This window comes from Parabacteroides sp. AF14-59 (assembly GCF_003479515.1).
GTDB classification, from domain to species: domain Bacteria; phylum Bacteroidota; class Bacteroidia; order Bacteroidales; family Tannerellaceae; genus Parabacteroides; species Parabacteroides faecis.
Map to the genome: position 1 here is coordinate 325,794 of NZ_QUHH01000004.1, position 25,910 is coordinate 351,703.

Here is a 25,910-nt window from a genome sequence, read left to right on the forward strand (position 1 = left end):
GAAGCCTGTCATTAATTAAGTTATAGCCTGTTTTAAATCTATTCTTTTTTATTCAATCTGTAGCTAAGTGCGCCCGACGGACATTTATTGATCTGTGCGATCAGTTCTTCCGTAGTTGCATTTTCTATTTTAATCCACGGTCTTTCCTTCGGGTTGTATACCTGTGGCAATGTTTTTACACAAATACCGGCATGCTTGCACAATTCGGGCTGCCAGATAATGGTCAGCTCACCGTTTGAATATTCAATTTTCTTTCCCATACTCTATAATCGCTTTATCCAACATTAATACCTTTCATTACTATACGTCGCCAGTCTGGATGTTTTTGGATGTATCCGGCAACGAAGGGACACAACGGAACCAAACGTAATCCCTGCTTTTCTATATCTTTCAGTACCTTTTCAGCCAGCTGGCTGCCTACGCCTTTTCCTTCAAGAGCTACAGGCACTTCAGTATGCGTGAGATATATCTCGCCGTTCTTGGTTTTTATATACTCAATTCTCGGAATGTATTTACCAATATGAAATTCGTATTGGTGGTTCTCCTCGTTATCAATCAATTCATAATCGTCCATATCGCCTAATTGTTTTATTTGATTCTATACTATTCAAACATTTTAAAAGAAGGCTTTGTTTACGGTTTCTTTTAATTAATTTGGCAGAGACCCGGAAAGTAAAAGGATGATGGTTTCAGTTTCTTTCATAGACAAACATTATTGCTTGTAAATTAAAAAGTATAAGTTGATGATCGTAAGTTAAAAAGCTGTTTTTCTTTCAAATTATATGGAAGTTGTATGGTTTTCGTGAAACATTATCGATGTAAGGATTGTTTTATTCATAAAGCAAAGTCATTTTGTTTTGTGCGAGAGTTGAAAAGTGGTATAAATAACTAATATAAGAGCCAAATGGGACAGTCTTATTTGACTTATTATGATTAGTTTTAAGTCAAATATCAAAAAATGGAGTGTTATGAATAAGAATGACGTTGGTTCAAATGCCGGCCAGATTTGGCGTTTGCTTGCAGAGAGAGGTAACATGTCTATCAGAAAGATCGGTGAGATGACTCATTGTAAAGAGTCTGTTATTTTTCTTGCATTGGGGTGGTTAGCCCGGGAAAATAAGGTACGTTTTTGTAGTGATGGTACTGGAATGCTATCCGTAGAAGTAAATATTCCACTGACAGAGACGTATTATTGAAAAGAAGAGGATATTTTTGAAGCGCAACGATAAAGGGATACAAAATAAATTGTAGCCCTTTTTGTTTGCGCTTCAGTGATCTATTGACGGTATTTGCAACAAGCCGGGAGCTTGTTGTAGATGCTGTCGTCAGCTTTGTATTTATCGTTGTCATGTCCGGCTTCGGCTATTGCTTTGGCAATGGCATCGGCGGAAGTTTGTGCCGGATTGAACTGTAAATGGACCATTTGGTTTTCTTTATCCCAAGAGGCGGATGTGACTCCTTTGACACTTTTGGCTGCTTCTTCGATCCGTTGTTTACACATATCGCAGGCTCCTTTTACTCCAAACATAGCATGTTCGCTTGGGGTTGTGCTTTGAGCTGCTGTTTCTCCGTGCATATGATGTCCTGCATGTCCCGTCATCGGATGGGCCGCATTCCCGTCATTGTTCATCATCGAAGTTTTTCCTTCCAGCTGTGCACTGGCATCGATAGAGAAAACGCCGTTTGTCACGATCTCTTCTCCGTCTGCAAGTCCTTTCAGTATCACATAGGCATTGCCTAATGACGGGCCTAATTCTACTTCCCGCATCAGGAATGTCGGAGTAGTGGTATCCGGTTGTTTCACATAAACGATAGATCGTTTGCCGGTCCAGAGAACTGCTGTTTGCGGAACGACGATCTGATCCTTATATCCTTTCAGAGGGGCATCTACAATAGCTGTCGCATACATTTCCGGTTTTAATTCCATACCTGGATTTGCAACTTCGACACGTATACGGGAGGTACGGCTGGTCGGGTTGACGATCGGATCGATAAAAGCGATACGTCCTTTGAATGCTTTGCCGGGAAATGCCTGCATGGTGAATGTGACCGGATCGCCTTTGCTGAGGAACGGCAGGTCGGTTTCGTAAGCATCGAACATTGCCCATACTTTTGACAAGTTGGCTACATCGAATAAAACGGCTCCCTGCGATACGTAATCTCCCTGGCTGACACGTTTCGACATCACGATACCGCTTGTGTTCGATTTGATCTCTACGGTGGGAGAGATTGTTCCCGATTGTTCGATAGCAGTAATCTGCGCATCCGTCATTTTCCAGAGTCGTAGTTTCTCACGGGCAGCTTTGATCAAAGCAGGTTGTTGCATTTTCAGAGCTTCTATCAGTTCCTGCTGTGCCGTAAACAATTCCGGTGAGTATAAGGTCGCAAGAGTTTGTCCGGCGCGGACTGTTTCTCCGGTAAAGTCGACAGCAAGACTTTCAATACGGCCTCCTACGTGGGCTGTTTGCGATTGCAGGCTTCGCTCGTCCGGAGCGATTTTACCATATAAGCGGACTTCCTTCACCGGGTTTTCCTTACTGAGGCGGGAGGTCTGTACATTCGCCAGAGCAATCGCTTCTTCCGACAATTGGATTGCTGAAGGATCTACGTTCTCGTGGTTATTGCCGCTTTTACGTAAGGGAATCAGGTCCATACCGCATATCGGACATTTACCGGGTTTGTCCTGTTTGATCTGTGGATGCATAGAGCAGGTCCAGACCCCGTTTTCATCCTGTTGCAGGTCATGGCTGTGTGTATGTCCTTCGATGCTGTCATGACTATGCTGTTTGTCGTTTGCCGGTGACGGGGTGGAAGATGGACTGAAGAACAACCAGCCGAGGAATAAACCTGCCAATGCAAATAATGTATATCGTATTTCTTTGGTCTTAAACCATTCTTTTATCTTTTTCATGTCTTTATTCGTTTATTGAAGTTGCTACTAATTTTTCCAATCCAGCTACCATCGTGTTGTATTCGGCAATGGCTTCACTTTTCTTGAGTCTGTAATCCAATAGCTGGCGTTCTACCTGTATCACGTCAGTCAGGCTTGTCGTGCCGGCAGAAAACTCCCGTACGATCAGTTGCCAGGTGGAGAGCGACAGTTCCTGTTGTTTCTTATAAAGCGCTATTTTACGTGTGGCATCGGCCAGTTGTTGCTTGACTGTCTGGTATTCGGATTGCAGTTCGTTCAACGTGTTTTCATATTTCAGTTCGCTTGCCCGGCGGTAATGCTGGCTCTCTTTCTGTTGTGCCTGATATTTTTTACGGAAAATAGGGATGCTGATCTTGAACATCGGCATAAACATATCCATCCCGTTCATGTCGTCCATGACCATCTTGTTGTTTGATTTCCCGACAAGCGAATATTGCAGGCCGATACCGAACATCGGATAACTCATCTTTTTATCCATGACGGCTTTGGCACGATAAGCATTCGCTTCCGCTTCAAGCATGGAAAGCATAGGATTGGCAGTAATGATACTGTCGGTCATTGCCTGGTCATTGATTAGGAAATGCAGTTGTTCCAGTGAATCGGGAACGGCTATCCGCATATCTTGTTTACGGTTCAACAAGGCATTGAAACGTGCTTCGGCTGCTATTCTGTTAGAAGCGAGGATTTCCAGATTATTCTGAAGTTCTGCTTTTTCTATCTGTATGCGCAATACATCCGACATGCTACCGGAGGAATTACTTGCTCCCATCGAACCGGCTCCCATACTTTGCATGGAAGAGTTTCCTGCCGGTATTCCCTGTGTTGCTGTTTGGGAAGAGTTACCCATTCCTCCCATATTGTCCATACTGTTTCCTGTAGCAACGGGAGGTGCTGCGACAACGGTGGAAACGGGTGCAGCTGTCGGGGTCGGAGCATTGGCGGAAGGAGCCGAGTAGCGGTTGAGTGCCAGTTTTTCCAGTTGTTCGAGTAACAGAAGGTTTGCCTGCGTATTTTTGTATTGCTCGTTGAGGTTGCATAACTGGTACCACTGGCTTTTCACTTCATAGAACAGATTGTTCCTGGCTTCGCGAAATTGTTCGTAAGCCATGCGCGACATCTCGGTTGCTTCGTTGCGGGCGGCTTTACGTGTTCCGAACCAGGGAAACATCTGCATAAGCGTAAAGTCGGCAATTTGCTTGCCACTCAAAGTCTCCATCGGTTTGACGAAAAGACCGATATCCAGTTCCGGATCGGCATATGCTCCGGCTTGCGGAATCTTTTCCAATGATGCTTTGTACAAAGCAAAATTGGAGTTTATCAGCGGATTGTTGCGTGCTGCCGTTTCCAGATACCACGACAGACTGTCCGCCTGTTGCGGGAAAGCAGGAAAAAAGCCGAACAGCAAGGTTATTCCTGTTATATATATTTGTATTTTGATTTTATTTCTCATCGTTTCTATTGTTTTGAAGATTCTGTTTCTTTTGCCCTTTCTTTATAGCGCCTTCACGCCACCAACATTGCAGGACGGGGACGACGAACATGGTCATGGACTGGATCAGCATACCACCGAAAGTTGGTATTGCCATCGGAACCATGATATCTGCTCCTTTTCCTGTAGAAGTCAATACCGGTAACAAGGCGATCAGCGTTGTTGCGGTGGTCATAGCAGCGGGGCGTACGCGTTTGAGACCGGCTGTAACGACTGCTTCACGAATCGCTTCTTTTGTGGTGGGATTCTGTTGCAGGAATGTCTGATGGATATAAGTTCCCATCAATACTCCGTCATCTGTCGCCACTCCGAACAGGGCGATAAATCCTACCCAGACTGCCACACTCAGGTTGATAGTATGCATCTGGAAAAGATCCCTCATATTTTCTCCTCCGACGGAAAAGTTCATGAACCAATCTTGTCCGTACAGCCAAAGCAGGATAAAACCACCCGCAAAGGCAACGAATACACCGGAGAAGTGGATCAGGGAAGCCGTTACTGTCTTGAATTGGAAATACAGGACGAGCAGGACGATAAGCAGTGCCAGGGGAACAACGATTGCCAGCCGTTGAGTGGCGCGTTCCTGCTGTTCGTAGTTACCGGCAAACTTATAGGATACGCCTTTTGCCAGGGTCAGTTCTCCGTCTTTTATCTTTTGATCAAGTATGCGTGTCGCTTCTTTTACAACATCCACTTCCGCCTTGCCGGATAGCTTATCGAATATCACATAACCGACCAGGAAGGTGTTTTCGCTTTGGATCATCTGTGCTCCCCGGGTGTAATCGATATCGGCCAGTTCCTTCAAGGGAATCTGTGCACCGGTTGCGGTAGGAACCAACAACATGGATAAAGCTTCCGGGTTATCCCGAAGTTCGCGTGCATAGCGGAGACGGACGGGGAAGCGCTCCCTGCCTTCTACTGTTGTCGTTAGAACCATACCGCCGACAGCTGCGCTCAATATTTCCTGCAGGTCTTCTACATTCACTCCATAACGGGCCATATTATCCCTGTTCAGTTTGATCTCCAGGTATGGAGCACCGACCGCCCTGTCATAAAAGACGGAAGAAGGGATTACGGAAGGTACCTCTTTCAATGCCTGCTCGATGGCTTTTCCGCTTTGTTCGATCGTTTCCAGGTCCGGTCCGTATATCTTTAATCCCATAGGTGCACGCATTCCAGTCGAAAGCATCACGAGACGGGCTTCTATCGGCTGTAGTTTGGGAGCAGAGGTCAGGCCCGGCAAATGAGTGACATTCACGATCTGTTGCCAGATATCGTTTGTGTTTTTAATCTCCGGACGCCACTGGCGGAAGTAATCTCCTTTCCGGTCGGGAATCAGGCTATCTTTTGGAATCAGCCGGAAACCATCGGCCGGATTGTAGGTACTGCTGTCTTTTAAAAGATATTCTCCCTGCCTGTTCACTTTAAACCGTTCCCGTCCGCCGTCTTCATTCAATATATATTCCGGACGGTAATTGATCGTATTCTCAAACATCTGTGCCGGTGCTGGGTCGAGAGCCGAGTTCACACGTCCCCATTTCCCGATCGCGGTCTCTACTTCCGGAATGGCAGCCAGGCGTTTATCCAGTGCTTCAATATAATCCAGGTTTTGGGCAACTCCGGTATGAGGCATACTGGTAGGCATCAGCAGGAAAGATCCTTCATTCAGGCTGGGCATAAATTCTTCACCGATACCGGGAAATTCAGCCGAAGCCTTTTCCCAGAAAGCTGTTTGCCGGAAGTCTTTCCATCTCAGTGTCTCGAATCCGGAAGCGACCAGCCCGAATGTTCGGTTGAATCCCATCCAGATCATGAAGCCGAATACGATCGTTGCAGCCGGAACGATCATGAACTGCCAGCGATGGTTAAGGCACCATCTCAATATCCGTTCGTAATAGATAACCAGTATCCAGAGAAGGGACAGAATGATGATGATACACGCCGCAACAAATAGGATATTGGCGGATAGCCCGGCTTGCGGTCCCATCGGCAGCCATTCTTCCGACAAATAGTAAACGGCAACCAGTAATGTGATACCAATATTGATGTAAGTAGCCATCTTCGGATTTTTCCAGTAGGATGCAAACAGGTTGTTTAGTCCTACGGCCGTTAGTCCGAGTGCCGGAATACTTTCGTAAATAATCATAAGCACAATGCCTGCCGCGACCAACAGATAATTGGCGATTTTGCGTACTATTTTCGAATTTATTCGGACAGAGAATAACAAATAAGAAAGAGTAGGCAATAAGATCAACCCCAGGATAAAGGAAGAAGCCAATGCATACGTCTTCGTGTAGGCGAGGGGAGAGAACATTTTCCCTTCCTGTGCCTCCATGGCAAAAACGGGCAGGAAGCTGACAATCGTTGTAATCATTGCCGTAGTGATGGCTCCCGATACTTCGCTTACCGCTTTGTAAATAAGGTTTACGAACGCTTTACCACTTCGGATGCCTTTGTTCTCGGGCATCTCCATATATCGTATAATACTCTCTACGAAAACGACGCCGACATCCACCATAACACCGATCGCAATAGCGATGCCGGACAATGCGACAATATTCGCCTCTATTCCGGTATATTTCATAATAATGAATGTTGCCAGTACAGCTATCGGCAACATGCTTGCAATAATGACCGAAGCACGCAGATTCAGCACCAGTACGATAATCACGATGATACAGATCAGTATTTCATGAGAGAGTGAAGTTTCCAGCGTTCCGATCGTCTCTTTTATCAGTCCGGTGCGATCGTAGAACGGCACGACACTGACCTTTGAGACTGTCCCGTCTTCCAATGTTTTCTGCGGAAGTCCGGCTTCTATTTCTTTGATTTTTGTTTTTACATTGTCGATCACTTCCAGCGGATTGGCTCCGTAACGGGCGATGACGACGCCACCGACTGCTTCTATTCCTTCCTTGTCCAATCCTCCCCGCCGTGTCCCCGGGCCGATATTTACGAAAGCAACATCCGATATACGTACCGGGACACCGTCGCGAACAGTGATAACGGCTTTCTCCAGGTCGGATACATCTTTAATATAGCCCAATCCCCGGATCAGGTATTCTACCTTATTGATCTCCATTGTTTCCGCACCGATATCAAGATTGCTCTTCTTTACGGCATTCATAATATCCATGACCGATATATTGAATGCCCGCATGGCATCCGGGTTGAGCTCGATCTGATATTCTTTTACGAAGCCTCCGGCAGAAGCAACTTCCGATACGCCTTCGGCTGCCGAAAGACTATATTTAACATAGAAGTCCTGGATCGTACGCAGTTCTTCGGCATTCCATCCTCCGGTAGGCTTGCCTGTTTCCGGATTCCTGCCCTCCAGTGTGTACCAATATATTTGCCCTAAAGCCGTTGCATCAGGTCCCAGAGCTGGTTGTACGCCTTCCGGCAATGTTCCGGGTGGCAACGAATTTAATTTTTCCAGGATACGTGAACGGCTCCAGTAAAATTCGATATCATCATCGAAAATAATATAAATGAATGACATACCGAACATGGAGGAACTCCGGATACTTTTCACACCCGGAATGCCCAGTAGCGAGGTTGTTAGCGGATAAGTGATCTGGTCCTGTATGTCTTTAGGTGATCGTCCCATCCATTCGGTGGCGACAATTTGTTGGTTGTCACCGATATCCGGGATCGCATCCACCGGGATGGGGTTACGCGGGATAATACCCCCGTGCCAGTTGAAAGGAGAGGTCGATATTCCCCACACAACAACCAGTATTAATAATAGCATGGTTACTACCCTGTTCTCAAGGAAATAACGGATTATTTTATTTAGCATAGAGTACTGTTTTTATTCTGATGGATTAATTGATGCATACAATCTGAGTCTACAGCATACTTTGTTTTACAAAGAATGGCTATACACCTTCTATTTTCTCTTGTGTTACACAAAAGGAACAGATTATAATAATTTTTTGTTTATGGATTCTAAACAAAAGATATGGTTGGCCCTAAAGCCAATATCAACTAAATCAGAAAAGAACAGTTAAGAATGCATCGTTCCGTACCGCTGCATTCGTCAGGTGGGGTATTATAATAAGGATAAGGTATGCCTGATTCACTTGCTTCGGAGAGAATCTGCAAAGCATTCATATTAAAAAGCAAGGACAGGGTGACCGGTGTATAGTCGATAGCCGGTACCTGATGGATATCCTGATCGACCGTCATTTTAACCAGTTGTGTCTCCGTAGAGCAGCAATGGCCTGCTTGTTTCTTTTCCTTGCATGAAGGACAGGTATCGTTTTGCCATAGCTCAACTTCCACTATCTTACCCATGCAATGATGGATATTCAGGATGATTCCGCTGGAAACCCCGATATAGAGAATGGTTAATATGACTAAAAGATACTTTTTCATATTTGCAAAGATAGGTTTATTTCTCCGGATATAATTATAAAATGTATGGAGCGCTTATTAAAGAATGTTTCATCTTGTTTTCGATAACATTTTCTTTCAATAAAAGGGAAAGTTTAGCATAAAATGTAAGGGCTTGTTTTTTAACTTGCTACAGCTTGCTTTTTAGCGTTTTTTTATGCTATGAAAAGAAAAATAGTATATGAGCTGTCGTTACTTTATTGTATCTTCACCGCGTGAACTAAAAGTATATTTTGTACATTCAAAATAGTAAGTAGCAGAAGTTTTATGATAATAGCTTATTTGAGAGTAACTATTGACAAGCAACATCTTGAAACACAAAAAGATGAAATTACTCGTTATGCGTCAGCAAATGGTTTGGAGATCAGTAAATGGATAACTGATATAGTAGACGGAAAGAGGAAAGAAGGTGAACCTTCCTTGTATCGGTTGATAGACAGAATGAAAAAGGATGACAAGGTGATTATCACGGATATTGCCCGGTTTGGTCGTACCCTTTCCGAAGTGATGACGCTTTTGGGAAAATGTATGGCCCGGGGTATTCATGTATATAGTATCAACGACCGGTATCTGCTGGACAACAGCCTGAATACGGAAGTCGTCTCGGATACCTGTAACCTGGTTTCGGATATCGAGCATCATCTGATGTCTGTCCGGACGAAAGAGGCATTGAATCATAAGAAAGATAAGGAGGGACTGCAACTGGGACGGCCGAAAGGGACCGATGCGAAGCAGTCTTTGCTGGATGCCAACAAAGAAGAAGTGATGAATATGCTTGAGAGGGGAGATACTGTTGTCATGATCTGCAAGCATTTCAACGTATCCAGAAATACCTATTATCAGTTTAAAAGGAATTACGGACTCTAAAACCAATCTTTCTTTCTCATATATATCCAGGTCAGTATACCGGTAAGGAACATCACTCCCCAGGCAATACCATATCCGTATTCCCAGTCCAGTTCGGGCATAAGTTTGAAGTTCATTCCCCATACGCCTACCAGGAATGTCAATGGAATGAATAGGGTCGATACGACTGTCAGCCGTTTCATGATCGCGTTCATGCGCAGGTCATTGTTGGAGATATAAAGATCCACCAATGAAGATATGATTTCCCGGCAACTTTCGGTTGTCTGTATAACGAATTGCAACTGGTCTGACAAATCTGTGTAGACCGGAAGCATGTCGGGACTGATTATCCCGTTTTCGGTACGCAGTAATTTGGGAAATTGTTCTTTCAGGGGTTGGCTGTTTTTACGGATAAGCATATATTCGTGACGGCGTTGCTGGATCATCGAACCCATATTCCCCTGGTCGCTTTTGATATCGAGCAATGTTTCCTCTATATCTTCCAACATTTCCTCCACCTTCGAAGCCGTCTCGACCAGGTTGGCGATGATCGTATTCAGCAGGAAAGCAAGTAAGAGCCCGCTGCCTTTTTTCCGCAGGCTTAACATATCCGATTCCAGTGCTTTCATTGTGTTGGCGAAGACCGGGTTGTTGCTTTCCGTAAAAGTAATAACGACATTACCGGTGACCAGGATACTGATGTGTTCGGAGTGTATCTCCATATTGGCATCATAATAACTGGAATTCAGGATAATAAGCATGTGATTCGCATACTCTTCAATCTTTACCACATGTTGAGGTGTCAGGATATCTTTGGCATCCAGATTATGGAGTCCAAAATCGTTTACGATACGTGTGATCGTTTCCGAATCGGTAAGTCCGCTTACTTGAAACCAGTTTACTTTGTTTGGGTCGACTAGTTTATTAAACGAAGTAGTTCCTTTTTTTACTTCAGCCGTGTGGATTCCATCTGAATTGTATTGTGTGAGACGAATGTCGGTTACAGTTTCATGTTCACCGGCATAATAATATTTATCCGACAAATGCCGGTTTGAAATATGTCTGCGCCTGTGCAAATGTGTTCCCTCTTTTCGTCTCATAGCTACAATTGTTTTAATCCAGTTCTACAACAGTGATACCTGCACCACCAAACTGGACATGCTCATCGTGGTAATGCTCGACTCCCGGAACCGAATGCAGATAGTCGCGTATCAGTTGCCGTAGGATACCCGTACCTGTTCCGTGCAGAATACGGACTCGCCCAGCTCCGACCTGGATGGCATCGTCAATGAAATAGGTGACAGCTTGCAGTGCTTCATCGCCCCTCATACCTCTAACATCTATCTCTTGCTTAAAGTTCAGTTTTTTCTCGTGCATATGATCGGTCGTACCCACACTGACAAAGGTGCTTTTCTGAATTTCTTTCTTGATCTGGCCTTTGCTTACTTTTTCCAGTTGTTCGAGTTTTACAGTACTTTTTATCATACCGAATGCTACAACGGCTTGTTTTCCTTGAAGTTCCATAACTGTCCCGGCAGAAACTTGTCCTTTTAAACGCACATTGTCGCCGACTTCGATCACGTCACGGTTGAACGCTTGTTTGGTGGGCGGAGCATTCTGTTTTTGCTTTTTACGCTCTTTCCGTTCCTGCAGTTTCGCCATTTTGCGAGCTATCTTGTCATCTTCCTCGCCGGTTGATTCGATAGATGTTTTGAACTCTTCCAAGGCTTTACGGGCAAGTTTGGTTTGTTCTTTTTCTGCCTGCGCCTCTTTGATCTCGCGAACTGTATTTTCGATCTTCGCATTTGCTTCGGCCAGTATTCGCTGTGCTTCAGCCTTTGCTTCGCGCATGATCTCTTTACGTTGCTTATTTACCTCCTCCAGATCCTTTTCGTAGCGGGATGTGATATCTTCCAGTTTCTTTTCACGCTGGCGGATATTCTGGCGTTTGCTTTCCCAGTAACGCTTGTCGCGGACGATATCCTGCAGGTATTTGTCCATATCGATATAATCGGAACCGACTTTCGCAGAAGCATCCGCGATCACATCTTCCGGCAACCCGATCTTCCGTGCGATTTCGACGGCAAACGAACTACCCGGGTTTCCGATCGACAGTTTGAACAGCGGTTGCATCAGGTGGCGGTCATATAACATGGCACCGTTTACAATGCCTTCCGTATCTTCTGCAAAATGCTTCAGGTTCTGATAGTGGGTCGTGATCACACCGAAACTACGGTTCCGGTTGAACCGGTCGAGTAGCGCTTCGGCTATCGCACCGCCGATCTGGGGTTCCGTACCGCTACCGAACTCATCGATCAGGATGATTGTCTTTTCATCGCAGTTCCTGACGAAGTACTTCATATTAGTCAGGTGGGAACTATATGTACTAAGGTCATTCTCGATACTCTGTTCATCGCCGATATCGATAAAGATACGGGAGAATATCCCGGTACGCGAACTTTCGTGCAACGGGATCAGCAGACCGCATTGCATCATATATTGCAGCAAACCTACCGTCTTCAGACAAACGGATTTACCACCCGCATTCGGACCGGAAATGATCAGTATGCGCTTCTCCTCACTCAATGTGATATCGAGCGGGATAACCTGCTTGTCCTGTTTTTGCAAAGAGAGGTAAAGTAGCGGATGAACGGCACGTGCCCAGTCTACCTGTTGTATATTCTCGACAACCGGTTTGATCCCTTTCACCTGTTCTGCAAAAAGAGCCTTGGCACGGATAAAATCTATATCTGCCATAAACTCATACGACTGTAGGATATCCGGAACCATCGGGCGTACTATATTGGTAAACTCTGTCAGGATTTTCATGATCTCCCGACGTTCATCACCTTCCAGTTCCCGTACCCGGTTATTGGCTTCCACGACGACTTCCGGTTCGATGAAAACAGTTTTACCGCTTGCCGATTCGTCATGTACGATCCCTTTGATCTTCCTTTTGAAAGCCGGAGCGACAGGTATCATCAGACGTCCGTCACGCATGGTCGGAGTCACATCTTTATCGACCACACCTTCCGATTGGGCACTTCGCAGAATGGATTGCAGGCTGCGGGAAATACCGCTCATCGTTGCTGTAATCTCTTTTCTGATCTGTGCCAGGGTGGGCGAGGCATTGTCTTTTACTTTCCCGAACTTGTCGAGAATGGAGTCGATCTTTCCGATCAGTTGGGGAAATACAAGTATGTCACCCGCCAATGCAGTAAGAGCCGGATAAGCGATCTCTTCCTCTTCAGTCGGACGGAAGAAACGGACGATATCGTTGATTGTCTGTAGGGAACGTTTCAGGTCAAACAGTTCCTTTTCATCCAGCCAGGTTCCTTCCGGACGTATCCTTTTCAGTGAATAACGTACATCGAAAAAGAAACTGGCAGGAAATTCTACATCTCCATGCAGGATACGGACAAACTCATCTGTTTGTTCCAGACGTTCAATAACGGTTGTATAATCGGCAGAGAATTCCATCTCTGCTACCCGCTCTTGTCCCAGCGGGCTTAAACATTTATCGGAAATTAAACGGCGTACTTTATCGAACCCCGTTTTTTGTTCAAAGTTTTGTGGGTATATCACGTTTATTTATATGCTTATTTTATCTCCACCGTAATCTCCCTGCGGATAGTAGGGCGGACGATGATTTCCATTTTGTTCTTGCCCCGTTTGATATCGAACGTACAGGCATTGTTACCTGCCGGATTGACATAAGGAGCATAATAATATAAGTAGGAGAAAGCTCCTACATTGCCGGAACTTTGTAAAGCATCGGCAACCTTAGGGTAGTTGAATGTATCCCAGTACATACAGCGTTTGAAACCATTGGCATCCGTAAACTGTGTTTTAGGATCGCGATATTTCATCGTTTTGGAAATGAAGTTCTTATAGCCTGCTGTAAATTCTTCTGCGGAATAATTCATCTTGTTATTATTGATCTTTTCGATCACATCGCGCGGACGAAGTCCGGATGCGTAAGCCGGCGAATTGCGGTCGACATCCGTAATCAGTTCCAGACGGTCGATGTCATAGCTGATACCCGTATAATTATAGGTTCTCTGATTAACCTTATATAATACATTCCGGCCATATTTTACGTACGGATATTGCATCAACATCAGCGGCACATGTATACGGGCATATTCTTCCAGTTTGTAGGAATCTTCCAGCAACTCGTTCGCTTCACATTCCCAGAGGATACGGCCCGGAACAAAAGCCTGGTCGATCATACGGAAACCGAACTGCAACAGGTATTCTGCTTCCGCCTCTGCCGCCGAATTACCCAGGAACGGGAAAGTGTCCATTTTGCTCACTGTAAAATTATAACGGTAAGTCGGTTCCTTATCTATCATAACTTTGTTCGCTCCTTTAAAGTTCGGATTCTTATCGAAGAAGTAAAATGTCTGTATCAGGATGTCCGGCTGGACAATATCTACGGCCAAACCTTTTTTAGTCATTTCTTTTTCGATACATTCGTTAATGGCAGTTTCCAGTTTACGGTTGTTTTCATCGATTGTTGCGAATGCAAATGTCTTGAATTTGCCGAAGTTGACAGAATCCGGTGTTACCACGGTTTTGAAAGGACAGGTAAAGTTCCGTTCGCTGGTCGTTTCCAGACTGTACATTGCAAAAGCCGATGCCAGTTGGTCTTCCGTAATCGAGTTGACCTTTTTGCAATCTTTTTTTACCATTACCTGCTTAGTCGGTACGGCAAGATTGGAGATGGTGAGTATCACTTCATTTTTACCGGCAGGATTCAATAGTTCTGCAATCTCCTGCGGGGAAACTTCCGTCGATTGCACTCCGTCTATCGCTTCCAGGATATCGCCCTGTTTCACTCCTGCAAGTTCTGCCGAAGAATAAGGAATGACTCCTGTAACAACGGGTTTATATTTTCCCCAGTTATTACTTTGACTGATATCGTAAGTGAACCCTAATCTACAGATCGACGCGTTCCGGTTCTGTGCATAGCCGGTTAAGAATGCAAATAACAGTAATATGGATAAAACAACTCTTTTCATAATGCCAGTAATTCTATTATAGTATTAATAATACCTGTTTATACCTAAATATACAGGCAAAGGTAAAGATATTTTTGTTGAGTATGAATAGTTGGCAGCATATTTGATATTATTCCGGTGAATGATCGCAGGGATAACTTTTTCTACATGTGGAATGTTAGTAGAGGAAGGTTGTCGTATTATGCTGACAATTAGGTAATAATAAAAAAAATAAGATAGTTATGAGCAAGATGAATTTTAACGGAAAGAAAGAAACGGCTGGAAAGAATGAATGTCAGAACAACGAGGAAGCGACAAATTTGCAGCAGGAACAGGAAAATGCGGCAGAAGAATGTGTGCAGACTGACATTGTGACCGAAGAATTGGAAGAGTTGAAAAAGAAGTATGACGAATTGAACGACTCTCATCTTCGTTTGATGGCAGAATTCGATAATTACCGTAAACGTACTTTGCGTGAAAAGGCAGACCTGATCAAGAATGGTGGTGAAGCCGCCTTGAAAAACTTGCTTCCGGTTGTAGATGATTTTGAGCGTGCATTGCAGAACATCCGCAAATCGGACGACGTGGAAGCTGTGAAAGAAGGTGTAGAGCTTATCTATTCCAAATTTATGGCTTATCTGGCCCAGCAGGGAGTGAAAGTTATTGAAGCGGTAGGTCAACCATTCGACACCGAAATGTTTGAAGCTGTAGCTACGATTCCTGCTCCGGAACCTGGCATGAAGGGAAAAATCCTGGATTGTGTACAGACCGGTTATACTTTAAATGATAGAGTGCTTCGTCACGCTAAAGTAGTGGTAGGAGAATAAGCAATATGCTAGAGGGCAAATAACAACAATACAAAGATGGCTAAAAGAGATTATTACGAAGTGCTGGAGGTGGAAAGAACCGCCACAGTGGAAGAAATTAAGAAAGCATATCGGAAAAAAGCGATCCAGTTCCACCCGGACAAGAACCCTGGTGATGCGGAAGCAGAAGAGAAATTCAAAGAAGCTGCCGAAGCGTATGACATATTGAGTGATGCTCAGAAACGTCAGCGTTATGACCAGTTCGGACACGCCGGAGTAGGAGGCGCCTCTCAGGGAGGTGGCTTTGGTGGGGCCGGAATGTCAATGGAAGATATTTTCTCTCAGTTTGGAGACATCTTTGGTGGGCACTTTGGCGGATTTGGTGGTTTCGGAGGTTTTGGCGGAGGCTCACGTGGCGGCCGTCGTGTGAACCGTGGTTCGGATTTACGTGTGAAGGTAAAGCTGAACCTGAAAGAGATCGCTAACGGAGTAGAAAAGAAGATAAAAGTCAAAAAGTACGTTCCCTGCAGCAAGTGTCACGGTAGTGGTGCGGAAGACGATCACAGCTCCAAAACTTGTGAAACCTGTCATGGAAGCGGTGTGGTGACCCGCATTGCCAATACGATCCTGGGGCAGATGCAGACACAGTCGACCTGTCCTACCTGCGGTGGTGAAGGCAAGATCATCACTAAAAAATGTACGCAGTGTACCGGTGAAGGTGTTATGCGTGACGAAGAAGTCATTACGATCAATATCCCGGCAGGTGTGGCAGAAGGCATGCAGTTGTCCATGAGCGGCAAGGGTAATGCTGCCCGTCATGGTGGTGTGAATGGTGACCTTCTGATCCTGATCGAAGAGGAACCGCATCCGGAACTGATCCGCGATGAGAATGACTTGTTATATAACTTGTTGTTAAGCGTTCCCCAGGCCGCTTTGGGAGGAACTGTCGAAGTACCGACCATCGATGGGAAAGCGAAGGTGAAGATCGAACCGGGTACACAGCCGGGTAAGGTATTACGTCTCAGAAACAAGGGACTTCCTTCCGTGAACAGTTACGGAACAGGTGACCTCCTTGTCAATGTAAGCGTATATATTCCTGAGACATTGTCTGCTTCAGAAAAAGAAACATTGACCGGTCTGGAAAACTCGCCGAATTTCCAGCCGAACCGTACGATGAAAGAAAAGATCTTCAGCAAATTCAGACATATGTTTGATTAATTCTTTTAATATAAAATGAAGAATGCCCACGATACCTGAAGGTAAAGGGGCATTCCTTTTTTTGAACAGAATTTATCAAGGGGGTACTTATACTATCTTGTTTCCTTCAAAGCATCTTCCAGGCTGATGCCCAGTGCATCGGCAACACCTTTGCCATAGGCAGGATCGGCTTTGTAACAGTTGCGTACGTGACGTTGCTGGATGAACAATTCGGCTCCACCGATCTGACGGGCAGTATTTTCGAACAGAACCTGTTGTTCGTCGGCTGGCATCAGGCGGAACAGAGCACCCGGCTGGCTGTAATAATCGTCATCGTATTCACGTTCGTTATAATTGTAGATATCGCCGTTGGCTTTCAAAGGCGGTTCTTTCTTTTCGGGAGAATCCTGCCATTCGCCGTAACTGTTCGGTTCATATCCTTTTGCCGAACCGTAATTACCGTCTACGCGCATGGCTCCGTCGCGATGGTAAGCATGGAAAGGACAACGAGGTTTGTTTACCGGTATTTGTTCAGAGTTCACACCCAGGCGATAACGTTGTGCATCTCCGTAAGAGAACAGACGTCCCTGAAGCATTTTGTCCGGAGAGAAACCGATACCTTCTATCGTGTTGATCGGGTTGAAGGCTGCTTGTTCCACATCTGCGAAATAATTTTCCGGGTTACGGTTCAGTTCGAGGATACCCACGTCGTGCAGCGGGAAATCGCCGTGCGGCCATACCTTTGTCAGGTCGAACGGATTGATACGGTAGTTTTCTGCCTGTTCTTCCGTCATTAGCTGGATCTGGAATTTCCATTTAGGGAAATCTCCTTTTTCAATGCTTTCAAACAGGTCACGCTGATGCGATTCGCGATCTTTTGCGATGATCGCTTCTGCTTCCTGGTCAGTCAGGTTCTTGATCCCCTGTAATGTCCTCAGGTGGAACTTTACCCAGATACGTTCGTTCTTAGCATTGATAAAGCTATATGTATGGCTACCGAAACCGTGCATGTGGCGATAAGAATAGGGGATACCGCGGGAACTCATGGTAATGGTAACCTGATGTAATGCTTCCGGAAGCAATGTCCAGAAATCCCAGTTATTGTTTGCGCTGCGCAGGTTTGTTTTCGGATCTCTTTTGACGGCGTGGTTAAGGTCGGGGAATTTTAACGGATCGCGCAGGAAAAATACCGGTGTATTGTTTCCGACTAAATCCCAGTTGCCTTCTTCTGTATAAAACTTCATGGCAAAACCACGAATATCGCGTTCAGCATCTGCCGCTCCGCGTTCACCGGCAACGGTAGAGAAGCGAACGAAACAGTCTGTTTTTTTACCGACTTCACTAAAGATCACAGCCTTTGTGTATTTAGTAATGTCGTGTGTCACAGTAAAAGTACCAAATGCTCCGGATCCTTTGGCATGCATACGTCTTTCAGGAATGACTTCGCGGTCGAAATGGGCCAGTTTCTCTAAAAACCAGGGGTCTTGTAATAACATTTGTCCACGCGGACCTACTGTCTGTGAATTCTGATTGTCTGCAACGGGGCGACCGTTGGCAGCTGTTAGCTTTTTGTTCTCCATAAATAAATTTTTTATTTGTATAAAGTCGAAAACATCTTACCTTGAATATTAATGTAACCAACCTTATACGCGATTTGTTTTCGATTACTGAACAAAAGTAAAATGTTATTAAACAGAAATCAAATAGGTAATTTTGATAGGTATATAGGAGCTATTTATTAATAGTTTGTATTAGGGGACGCAGATGACGCAGAAAACGCAGAGTAAACGCAGATAAATTATTGTTTAAAAGAAAATAAAAAGTCTGCGCTTTCTGCGTCATCTGCGTCCCCTAATACGATCTGAAAGGTTCACTTCTTTCCCCCGGAGCTGTCGGGCGACGATTTATCCAGCCACTTTTCCTGGATGGTTTGCATCCATTCGTAGAAGCTAGGGATGAAAGCGGTAGCGAAGATCGTATTGATCGCCATACCGAATACAACGGCTGCACCCAATGAGACACGGCTGGCGGCTCCGGCTCCGGTAGCGAACAGCAACGGCATAACGCCCAACACGAAAGCGAACGAAGTCATCAGGATCGGGCGCAGGCGGACGTGTCCGGCTTCGAGAGCCGATTCGCGGATGGAATTACCTGCGGCACGGTAGTCGCGGGCAAACTCGACGATCAGGATACCGTTCTTTGCAGAGAGGGCTATCAGCAGGATAATACCGATCTGAGTATAGACGCTGACAGGTACACCCATGATGAAGCAACCCAGAATAGCACCCAACAATGCGATCGGCAATCCCAGAATGGCAGCCAGCGGGCTTGTCCAGCTTTCGTATTGTGCCGAAAGTACGAGGAAGGCAACCAGTAATGCCATACCGAAGATTAGGATCGTAGTCGATCCGGCTTTTGTTTCCTGATAGGCGACGGAGGTCCATTCGTAACCGAAATTATCACCCAGTTGTTCCTGTATCAGTTCTTCCATGGCCTGTATGGCTTCTCCGGAACTGTATTTCGGATTAGCGATACAGGTGATGGAGGCGGAGGAATACATATTATACAGGTTGATCTGGTCCAGTCCCAATTGTTGTATGGCTTCTGTAAAGGCGGAGAAAGGAACCATTTTACCTGCGCTGTTCTCCAGGCTTAACCGCATAACGTCGTCGATCACTTTCTGAGCTTGTCCGCTGGCTTCGATCTTCACCTGGTAGATGCGTCCGAACTCGACAAAGTCATTTACATAGGCAGCTCCCATGTAATAACTTAATGTCGAGAAGACATCGCTCAATTGTAATCCCAGCAGCTGTACTTTATCGCGGTCTATGTTCAGTCGGTATTGTGGCACATTGGCCTGATACATACTGGATAAACTCAGGAGCTGAGGCTTGGTATGATAGGTTTCCAGCAATGTTTCGATGGCATGCTGCATTTCGGTCGGTCCCAGGTTCTTGCGGTCTTCCAGTTGCAGTTGCAGGCCGCCGGAAGCACCCAGGCCAGGGATGGCAGGAGGGACCAGGGCAAATATCTGCGCTTCCTGGATACCGTAAGCTTCCCGGTTGAAGCGGGTGACTACATCTTGTGCCGTATGACCTTTCCCTTTCCGTTCATTCCAGTTTTTCAGTACGACAAAATAGGTTCCGGCATTCGATAATTCGCCGCCTCCCATCACGGAGAAACCGCTGATGCCCATATAGGTTTTGACTTCCGGATAACTGTCGAGTATCTTGTTGATCTTCCGGCTTACTTCCTGAGTACGGGGCAGACTGGCTGCCGGAGGCAACTGGGTTGAAACCAGGAAATAGCCGTCATCTTCTTCCGGAATGAAAGTCGATGGCCAGCGCATGAACAGAATGGTTGCTGCGGCTGAGACGATCAGGAAGATGACCAGTGTGACGATCTGATGTTTCAGCATGCGATCAACCACATCATCGTAAACCTTTTGTGTTTTGTCATATACTTTATTGAATGCTTTGAATACGAAAAAGGTCGGATCTTTGGTGACTTGCAGGAACAAGGCACAGAGAGCCGGCGTCAACGTCAGCGAGTTGATACCGCTCAATACGGTTGCGGCTGCGATGGTCAGGGCGAATTGTTTGTAAAGCTGCCCGGAGATACCGCCAATAAAGGTCGTCGGGATGAATACGGCCAATAAGACCAGCACGACGCCGACGATCGGTCCGACAATCTCGCCCATCGCTTTGGTCACCGCTTCGCGTGCCGTATATTTCCCCGTGTCCATATATCGCGACGAGTTCTCGACGACCACGATCGCATCATCTACCACAATGGCAATAGCCAGTATCAACCCGAACAATGTCAAGGTGTTTACCGAGAATCCCAGCGCCCCCATTACAGCCAGTGTTCCTATCAATGAAACAGGGATGGTGAGGCAAGGAATGATTACTGCCCGGAAGTTTTGGAGGAACAGGAAGATAACCAGGACGACCAATGCAGTTGTCTCCAGGAAGGTTACTAATACTTCGTCGATGGAGGCGTTTATGACTTCCGTCGTGTCGAGTGTTACATTATACTCAACACCTTGCGGCAGGGTAGCGGCTATTTCTTCCATTTTCGCCCGTACGGCTTTGGATACTTCCAACGAGTTGGAACCCGGTAACTGGTAGATGGCAATCGCTGCCGCCTGTTGCCCTTTTAGCTGGGAGGTCACATTGTAAGAGGAACTGCCCAGCTCAGTACGGGCGATATCTTTCAGGCGGAGTATTTTGCCGCCTTGTTCAGTCCGTATGATGATATTTCCGAACTCTTCCGGAGTGGTCAGGCGACCTTTTACAGTAAGGGTATATTGGTAAGGATTGTTTGCCTGCGCGATCGGTTGCCCGACATAACCGGCGGATACCTGCCTGTTCTGCGTAGATATGGCCTGAAAGACCATATCGGGCGTCAGGTTACGGATACGCATGACTTCGGGATCGAGCCAGATACGCATACTGTAACTACCGGCTCCCATGACATTCACGGAACCGACTCCCGGCAGGCGGGCCAGCTGGTCGGTCAGATTCAGGCTGGCATAATTGCTCAGATAAAGCCCGTCATAGAGGGGATCTTTAGAGGTTAGTGAAAGCATCATCACAATGTTTGACGATTGTTTGCGAGTCGTGATACCTTGTACGATCACGGCTTCCGGAAGGCTGCTTTGCGCGATGCTGACACGGTTCTGTACCATGACGGTCGCCATGTCGATATCCGTACCGACCGCAAATGTGATGGTCAGTGAATAGGCACCGGAGCTGGAGGAATTGGAACTCATATAGAGCATTCCGTCCACACCGTTCACCTGTTGTTCGATCGGTAATCCGACGGTCTGTGAGACCGTTTGTGCATCCGCCCCCGGATAAACGGCCGAGACCTGTACGGTAGGCGGCGTGATATCCGGATATTGGGCGATGGGTAATACGTTGAGTGTGACCAGTCCTGCTACTACAATGATCAGGGCAAGAACGGTGGCAAAGATCGGTCTGTTTATAAAGAATTTTACCATGACGTTCTTATTTTATGGGGGTGATACTCATTCCGTCCCTTACTTTCAGTAAAGCGGTGGTGACGTAACGTTCGTTCGGTTCGATCCCGCTGATGACCTGCCGCAGCGTGTCGTCCACCAGTTGTCCCGGTTCTATATGGCGGTATCGTACGATATTGGAATCATTGACGATATAAAGGTATTTTCCCAGCTGGTCGGTACCGATGGAGGCATCGCGCACCAGGACGGCGTCTTTCTTTTCGCTGTAAGGGAGGGTGATGGTGACGTATAATCCGCTTTTCAGTTCCCCGTCCTTGTTATCGAGATTGGCACGGACATTCAGTGTCCCGGTCGAGAGGTCTACATTGGGAGAAAGGTAATCCAGTCGGCCTGTGTAGTTCTGACGTCCGTTTTCTCCCAGGTGTACGGAGATTGTTTCGGGCAGCCGGACGGTGGAGTCGTTTTGGGCGGCCGTGATCATCATCTTCATAAACTGGTTATCCTCGATGTTGAAGTTTACATACATCAGGTCGTCTTTATATAAAGTAGCCAGCGTGACGGGCTGAACCGAACCATTGATGTAGTTGCCTATATCGTAGTTAGCGCGTGTGATCCGTCCGTCGAACGGAGCGCGGATATAGCAATAGCTCAGATTGGTCCGGGCGGTGTTCAATCCGGCTTCCGCATTGCGTACGGAGGCTTCCATCTCGGCTACGGTCGATTGAGCCTGCAAGACTTGGATTTGGCTGACAGCTCCGCTTTTAGCCGCTTCTTTCATCCGCTCATAATTGCTTCGGGCATAATCGAGTTGTGCTTTGGAGGTTTTGAGTGCCGCTTCTGCCTGTACTACATTATCTTTATAGGTATCGGGTTCGATCACGAAGATCAGATCGCCTTTCCGGACTTTGCTGCCTGCTACCAGGTGCGAGGTCTGAAGATATCCGTTTACCCGGGCAACCAGGTTTACCATTAACTCGGAGCTCAGATAACCGGGATAATCTTTTGTCAGCGTAATATCCTTGACTTCCGGTGTTGTTACACTGATGGAAGGAGCCGGGGCCTCCGTCGGTTGCTTTTTCCCTTTGCACGATGCCATCAGGAGGGATGACAGGGCGATCAGGGTGATTTTAATTGTCGTATTCATATTTGCGTTTTTTAGTTTTATTGGTCGTCTCTTTCTCTCGACTTCGTGAGATAAAGAAGTTATTCCTGGTTCCAGCCGCCGCCCAGTGCCTGATAGAGCTGGATCAGATGGAGAAGTGAACTGCCTTTAGCCTGTGTCAGCTGGTTTTCATAGGTGAGTAACGAGCGTTGGGCGTCCAGCACGTTCTGGAATGGGGTCAGTCCCTGTTTGTACAGGTCGAGCGACAGATCGAGTGTCTGCTTACCCTGATTGACCACCTCGCGGAGAGCGACGATCTGTTTGATCGAATTTTTATACGAACTCATCGCATTATCGACTTCCTGTACGGAAGAGAGGACGGTTTCATTGAACTGCTTGATCGTCTCGTCCAGTTGGGCTTTAGCCAGGCGCGTTGCCTGTGCCAGTTTACCTCCCTGAAAGAAATTCCATGAGATAGCCGGTGCGATTTCATACGTCAGACTGTTATGATTGGCTATTTTATCGATGTCGTGCGAAGCGAATCCGATGGAACCTTTGACGAATACCTGTGGCCACCAATCGGATTTCGACGCTCCTAGTGTGGCAGCCTGTGCATTCACCTGGCGCTCGGCGGAGCGGATATCCGGACGGCGAAGCAGGAGATTTGCCGGAAAGCCTATTCCGACTGTTTCGATGTAGTTAGGCAGCGGGCGCGGGGTGTCGATCAATCCTTTGACGTCTTGCGGATAAAGTCCCATCAATACCGCCAATGCGTTTGTATACTGGATGATGCCTGCTTCCAACATGGGTAGTGAGGCTTTGGTACTGTAATAGACAGACTGGGCTTGTGCTACATCCAGTTTTGAAACCAACCCTGTCTCATATCTTTTTTGGGTAATCTCAACGACAGCCTGTTGGGAGAGGCAGTTTTGTGTGACTACGTCGACTTCCTGTTGCAGTTCACGCAAATTGATATAAGCAGATGCGACCTGGGCGCAAAGGGACACCATTACTGCATTATATTCCTCTTTGGAGGCTGCAAAGTTTTCTTTCTGGGCCTTTACACGATTGCGGATACTGCCGAATACGTCTACTTCCCAGCTCATCGAAAGCGAAGCATCGGCGTATTGGGTAATTGTCTGCGGCAGGCTACTGGTGTTGCCACTGCTCTGCTGCCTGGTCCATCCGGCCGAAAGTCCCAGTGTAGGTGAATAACTGCCCTGCTGTATGCGTAGGTTGGCTTTTGCCATGGCAATACGGTCGGCGGCCATCTGCACAGAATAGTTCTGCTTCACGGCTACATCGATCAGGGAATCCAATACCGGATCATCAAAATTCTTCCACCAGTTGTCTTCTACGGGTAAGGTCTGTTGGAAACTACTGTCATTCTCCTGCCACGCCTCCGGCAATGCGTGATCGAGGTACTTATGCTTTGTCTGTGCCATTAGCGTTATCGGCAGAAAAAGACAAAGCACAGTATAACACCATGTACTTATGTGCATAACTTTTTTGTTTAGATTCTACACATAAACATAAAAAAGTCATGCTTGGTTTAATAAAGGACTAATTTTCACGAGATAATAAGGATGGGTGGGGAGTACCTTGCTTTAAATAGAGCAATCGAACCAAAATAAATTATTTCGGTTCTTATCAGATTATCGATAACCTCACAAAAGTAAGTACAATAGAAAAGTGACTACCGGATAGGAGCAGATAGGGATGGTTAGTGCTGAATAAAGACAGTTATTCTTTATTGGAAAAAGAGCTGACAACCGCTGTCGAAACATAGGTGTTTTAACGACAAAACATATATGATTTGCAAACGAAACATATATGTTTTGGAAAATGATTTACTTTGTAATAGAGCGTTAGAGAACGGTTGTGACCTTTACTGAAAGTAGTTTACAGATAAAACATTTATTACTAAAAACAATTTACATAACAAAACTAAAATCCTAACTTCAGTTTACACCTTTTGTGTTTATTCCTGCAACAACTTTACAGAAAGCTCTGCCGGCTGGAAAGAGAAACAAAGTTAGTGAATAAAAATCACCCATCCAAAAACTCATCGCTCTGGGATCGCCTAAGCGGCAAGGGAGTGGAGCACCACTCCCGACGAGCGTTAATCTCTATTGATAAACAGAGATATGGGTTTTCGTATAAGGATAATTTTTCCACATTCTTTTCAACTCCTTGTCTTGTTTGTATGCTTGCTCAGGCGTTAGCCAGTTATTACTGGCATGAGGCCTTTCCTTATTATAAAACTCGATAGCCGGAATCAATACCTTTCGTATCTCGTCCTCATTTTCAAAGGAATATAAAGAAAGCCACTCTTGTTTAAGGATGCCATTAACCCGTTCAGCTACAGCATTCTCCAGCGGATCCCCGTGTTCTGTACGGCTGGCTTGCATACCATTTTTTGCCAATAATTCCATATAAGCAAAGCAAGTGTATTGAATACCTCTGTCTGAATGGTGGATCAAACCAGTCAGTGGATAGCCGGCAGTTTCTACTGCTTGATTCAGAGCTTCTTCTGCATTTTTACACTTCATAGATGAAGAAAGTACCCAGCCCATAATCCTATGGGAATAAAGGTCTGTAATAAGAAATAAATAGCAAAAGCCCTTCGATGTCCAGACATAGGTAATATCACTTACCCAAACCTGGTTCGCAGCAGTAGGAATCAGACCTTTTATCAGATTTGGATAGAAAGGAGCGTATGGATCCGAATAAGTTGTCCGTGCTTTACGTCTTTTTACCCGAAGCATCAGACCGCTTTCTCTCAACAGGTTATAAAAGGCATCACGTCCCATTGTTAACTTCTCCCCAAAATAACTCTTGCACATTTCAAATAATTTCTGGCAACCTATACGCGGAGCTTTTAGACGAACATCATGGACATACTCCAATATAAAACCTTTGAATACAAGCCGCTCAAAATCAATCTCATGATGCAGATAATAAGACTGTCGGCTAACACCAAACAGTTCGCAAAGAGAAGAGACTTTATAAAAGTTCTTCTCCTTACGCAGTCTTTTTACTGTTTGGTGCCAGCTTTTTTTCTGATCGGAATCTTGAACATTTCTTCTGCCACATCAATCATCGTGTCATAGGCATCTGCACGCATTCTTTCCTGATAAATAGCCAGTTTCG

At 45.8% G+C, this 25,910-nt stretch carries 18 protein-coding genes; 4 read left to right on the top strand and 14 right to left on the bottom strand.

The features are described from left to right. Window positions 1-38: 38 nt before the first annotated feature. Complete coding sequence (locus DWW23_RS07165; RefSeq protein WP_075557227.1) at window positions 39-260, bottom strand: (4Fe-4S)-binding protein; 222 nt, start codon at window positions 258-260, stop codon at window positions 39-41. A 14-nt stretch (window positions 261-274) separates the two neighbouring features. After that, window positions 275-574, bottom strand: a complete 300-nt coding sequence (locus DWW23_RS07170) for a GNAT family N-acetyltransferase (protein WP_122352587.1) — start codon at window positions 572-574, stop codon at window positions 275-277. A 394-nt stretch (window positions 575-968) separates the two neighbouring features. On the opposite strand from DWW23_RS07170, the gene DWW23_RS07175 reads away from it, so the two are divergent. Then, entirely contained in the window at window positions 969-1,196 is a 228-nt protein-coding gene (locus DWW23_RS07175) for a winged helix-turn-helix domain-containing protein (RefSeq protein ID WP_122352588.1), read from the top strand. Between the two features lie 80 nt (window positions 1,197-1,276). Here the strand turns inward: DWW23_RS07175 and DWW23_RS07180 are convergent, their stop codons facing one another. From DWW23_RS07180 to DWW23_RS07195, 4 genes are all read right to left on the bottom strand, one after another. Then, complete coding sequence (locus DWW23_RS07180) at window positions 1,277-2,911, bottom strand: efflux RND transporter periplasmic adaptor subunit (RefSeq protein WP_122352589.1); 1,635 nt, start codon at window positions 2,909-2,911, stop codon at window positions 1,277-1,279. 4 nt (window positions 2,912-2,915) lie between these two features. Next, entirely contained in the window at window positions 2,916-4,382 is a 1,467-nt protein-coding gene (locus DWW23_RS07185; protein ID WP_187576552.1) for a TolC family protein, read from the bottom strand. After that, on the bottom strand, window positions 4,372-8,223 hold the full coding sequence (locus tag DWW23_RS07190) for an efflux RND transporter permease subunit (protein ID WP_122352590.1): 3,852 nt from the start codon (window positions 8,221-8,223) through the stop codon (window positions 4,372-4,374). Before DWW23_RS07190 ends, DWW23_RS07185 begins: the two co-directional genes overlap by 11 nt. A 188-nt stretch (window positions 8,224-8,411) precedes the next feature. Then, window positions 8,412-8,801, bottom strand: a complete 390-nt coding sequence (locus tag DWW23_RS07195; RefSeq protein ID WP_122352591.1) for a hypothetical protein — start codon at window positions 8,799-8,801, stop codon at window positions 8,412-8,414. A gap of 285 nt (window positions 8,802-9,086) precedes the next feature. On the opposite strand from DWW23_RS07195, the gene DWW23_RS07200 reads away from it, so the two are divergent. Then, the gene (locus DWW23_RS07200; RefSeq protein ID WP_122352592.1) at window positions 9,087-9,686 is read left to right on the top strand and encodes a recombinase family protein; all 600 of its coding nucleotides are present in this window, start codon (window positions 9,087-9,089) and stop codon (window positions 9,684-9,686) included. On the opposite strand, the gene corA is transcribed toward DWW23_RS07200, so the two are convergent. The 3 genes from corA to DWW23_RS07215 are packed head-to-tail and all read right to left on the bottom strand — an operon-like array spanning window position 9,683 to window position 14,689. Next, window positions 9,683-10,765, bottom strand: a complete 1,083-nt coding sequence (corA, locus tag DWW23_RS07205) for a magnesium/cobalt transporter CorA (protein ID WP_122352593.1) — start codon at window positions 10,763-10,765, stop codon at window positions 9,683-9,685. The two genes, DWW23_RS07200 and corA, sit on opposite strands and share 4 nt — an antisense overlap. 13 nt (window positions 10,766-10,778) lie before the next feature. Continuing rightward, window positions 10,779-13,250: an endonuclease MutS2 gene (locus DWW23_RS07210; protein ID WP_122352594.1), complete on the bottom strand. Its 2,472-nt coding sequence runs from the start codon at window positions 13,248-13,250 to the stop codon at window positions 10,779-10,781. 14 nt (window positions 13,251-13,264) lie between these two features. After that, complete coding sequence (locus tag DWW23_RS07215) at window positions 13,265-14,689, bottom strand: PDZ domain-containing protein (protein WP_122352595.1); 1,425 nt, start codon at window positions 14,687-14,689, stop codon at window positions 13,265-13,267. Between the two features lie 221 nt (window positions 14,690-14,910). On the opposite strand from DWW23_RS07215, the gene DWW23_RS07220 reads away from it, so the two are divergent. Continuing rightward, complete coding sequence (locus tag DWW23_RS07220) at window positions 14,911-15,495, top strand: nucleotide exchange factor GrpE (RefSeq protein WP_122352596.1); 585 nt, start codon at window positions 14,911-14,913, stop codon at window positions 15,493-15,495. Window positions 15,496-15,531: 36 nt separating this feature from the next. Continuing rightward, window positions 15,532-16,692 carry a molecular chaperone DnaJ gene (dnaJ, locus tag DWW23_RS07225; protein WP_122352597.1) on the top strand — a complete coding sequence of 387 codons (1,161 nt, stop codon included), beginning with the start codon at window positions 15,532-15,534 and terminating at the stop codon, window positions 16,690-16,692. A 92-nt stretch (window positions 16,693-16,784) separates the two neighbouring features. Here the strand turns inward: dnaJ and DWW23_RS07230 are convergent, their stop codons facing one another. The 5 genes from DWW23_RS07230 to DWW23_RS07250 all read right to left on the bottom strand — a co-directional run bounded on the left by DWW23_RS07230 (window position 16,785) and on the right by DWW23_RS07250 (window position 25,789). Beyond that, window positions 16,785-18,251 (bottom strand): catalase, encoded by a 1,467-nt coding sequence (locus DWW23_RS07230; protein ID WP_122352598.1) that lies wholly within the window; start codon window positions 18,249-18,251, stop codon window positions 16,785-16,787. A gap of 290 nt (window positions 18,252-18,541) precedes the next feature. Further along, window positions 18,542-21,676 carry an efflux RND transporter permease subunit gene (locus tag DWW23_RS07235; protein WP_122352599.1) on the bottom strand — a complete coding sequence of 1,045 codons (3,135 nt, stop codon included), beginning with the start codon at window positions 21,674-21,676 and terminating at the stop codon, window positions 18,542-18,544. 7 nt (window positions 21,677-21,683) lie between these two features. After that, the gene (locus DWW23_RS07240) at window positions 21,684-22,799 is read right to left on the bottom strand and encodes an efflux RND transporter periplasmic adaptor subunit (protein WP_122352600.1); all 1,116 of its coding nucleotides are present in this window, start codon (window positions 22,797-22,799) and stop codon (window positions 21,684-21,686) included. A gap of 59 nt (window positions 22,800-22,858) precedes the next feature. Then, window positions 22,859-24,259, bottom strand: coding sequence for an efflux transporter outer membrane subunit (locus tag DWW23_RS07245; RefSeq protein WP_122352601.1), 1,401 nt, complete (start codon window positions 24,257-24,259; stop codon window positions 22,859-22,861). 627 nt (window positions 24,260-24,886) lie between these two features. After that, a complete protein-coding gene (locus tag DWW23_RS07250) occupies window positions 24,887-25,789 on the bottom strand; it encodes an IS3 family transposase (RefSeq protein ID WP_370449245.1) in 903 nt (300 codons plus the stop codon). Between the last annotated feature and the right edge of the window lie 121 nt (window positions 25,790-25,910).

Bases quoted from the DNA above. Each gene is read 5' to 3' on its own strand.
- DWW23_RS07195 (WP_122352591.1), bottom strand. From the start codon at position 8,801: ATGAAAAAGTATCTTTTAGTCATATTAACCATTCTCTATATCGGGGTT.
- DWW23_RS07220 (WP_122352596.1), top strand. From the start codon at position 14,911: ATGAGCAAGATGAATTTTAACGGAAAGAAAGAAACGGCTGGAAAGAAT.
- DWW23_RS07215 (WP_122352595.1), bottom strand. From the start codon at position 14,689: ATGAAAAGAGTTGTTTTATCCATATTACTGTTATTTGCATTCTTAACC.
- DWW23_RS07240 (WP_122352600.1), bottom strand. From the start codon at position 22,799: ATGAATACGACAATTAAAATCACCCTGATCGCCCTGTCATCCCTCCTG.
- DWW23_RS07245 (WP_122352601.1), bottom strand. From the start codon at position 24,259: ATGCACATAAGTACATGGTGTTATACTGTGCTTTGTCTTTTTCTGCCG.
- dnaJ (WP_122352597.1), top strand. From the start codon at position 15,532: ATGGCTAAAAGAGATTATTACGAAGTGCTGGAGGTGGAAAGAACCGCC.
- DWW23_RS07180 (WP_122352589.1), bottom strand. From the start codon at position 2,911: ATGAAAAAGATAAAAGAATGGTTTAAGACCAAAGAAATACGATATACA.
- DWW23_RS07200 (WP_122352592.1), top strand. From the start codon at position 9,087: ATGATAATAGCTTATTTGAGAGTAACTATTGACAAGCAACATCTTGAA.
- DWW23_RS07170 (WP_122352587.1), bottom strand. From the start codon at position 574: ATGGACGATTATGAATTGATTGATAACGAGGAGAACCACCAATACGAA.
- DWW23_RS07190 (WP_122352590.1), bottom strand. From the start codon at position 8,223: ATGCTAAATAAAATAATCCGTTATTTCCTTGAGAACAGGGTAGTAACC.
- DWW23_RS07165 (WP_075557227.1), bottom strand. From the start codon at position 260: ATGGGAAAGAAAATTGAATATTCAAACGGTGAGCTGACCATTATCTGG.
- DWW23_RS07185 (WP_187576552.1), bottom strand. From the start codon at position 4,382: ATGAGAAATAAAATCAAAATACAAATATATATAACAGGAATAACCTTG.
- DWW23_RS07175 (WP_122352588.1), top strand. From the start codon at position 969: ATGAATAAGAATGACGTTGGTTCAAATGCCGGCCAGATTTGGCGTTTG.
- corA (WP_122352593.1), bottom strand. From the start codon at position 10,765: ATGAGACGAAAAGAGGGAACACATTTGCACAGGCGCAGACATATTTCA.
- DWW23_RS07230 (WP_122352598.1), bottom strand. From the start codon at position 18,251: ATGGAGAACAAAAAGCTAACAGCTGCCAACGGTCGCCCCGTTGCAGAC.
- DWW23_RS07235 (WP_122352599.1), bottom strand. From the start codon at position 21,676: ATGGTAAAATTCTTTATAAACAGACCGATCTTTGCCACCGTTCTTGCC.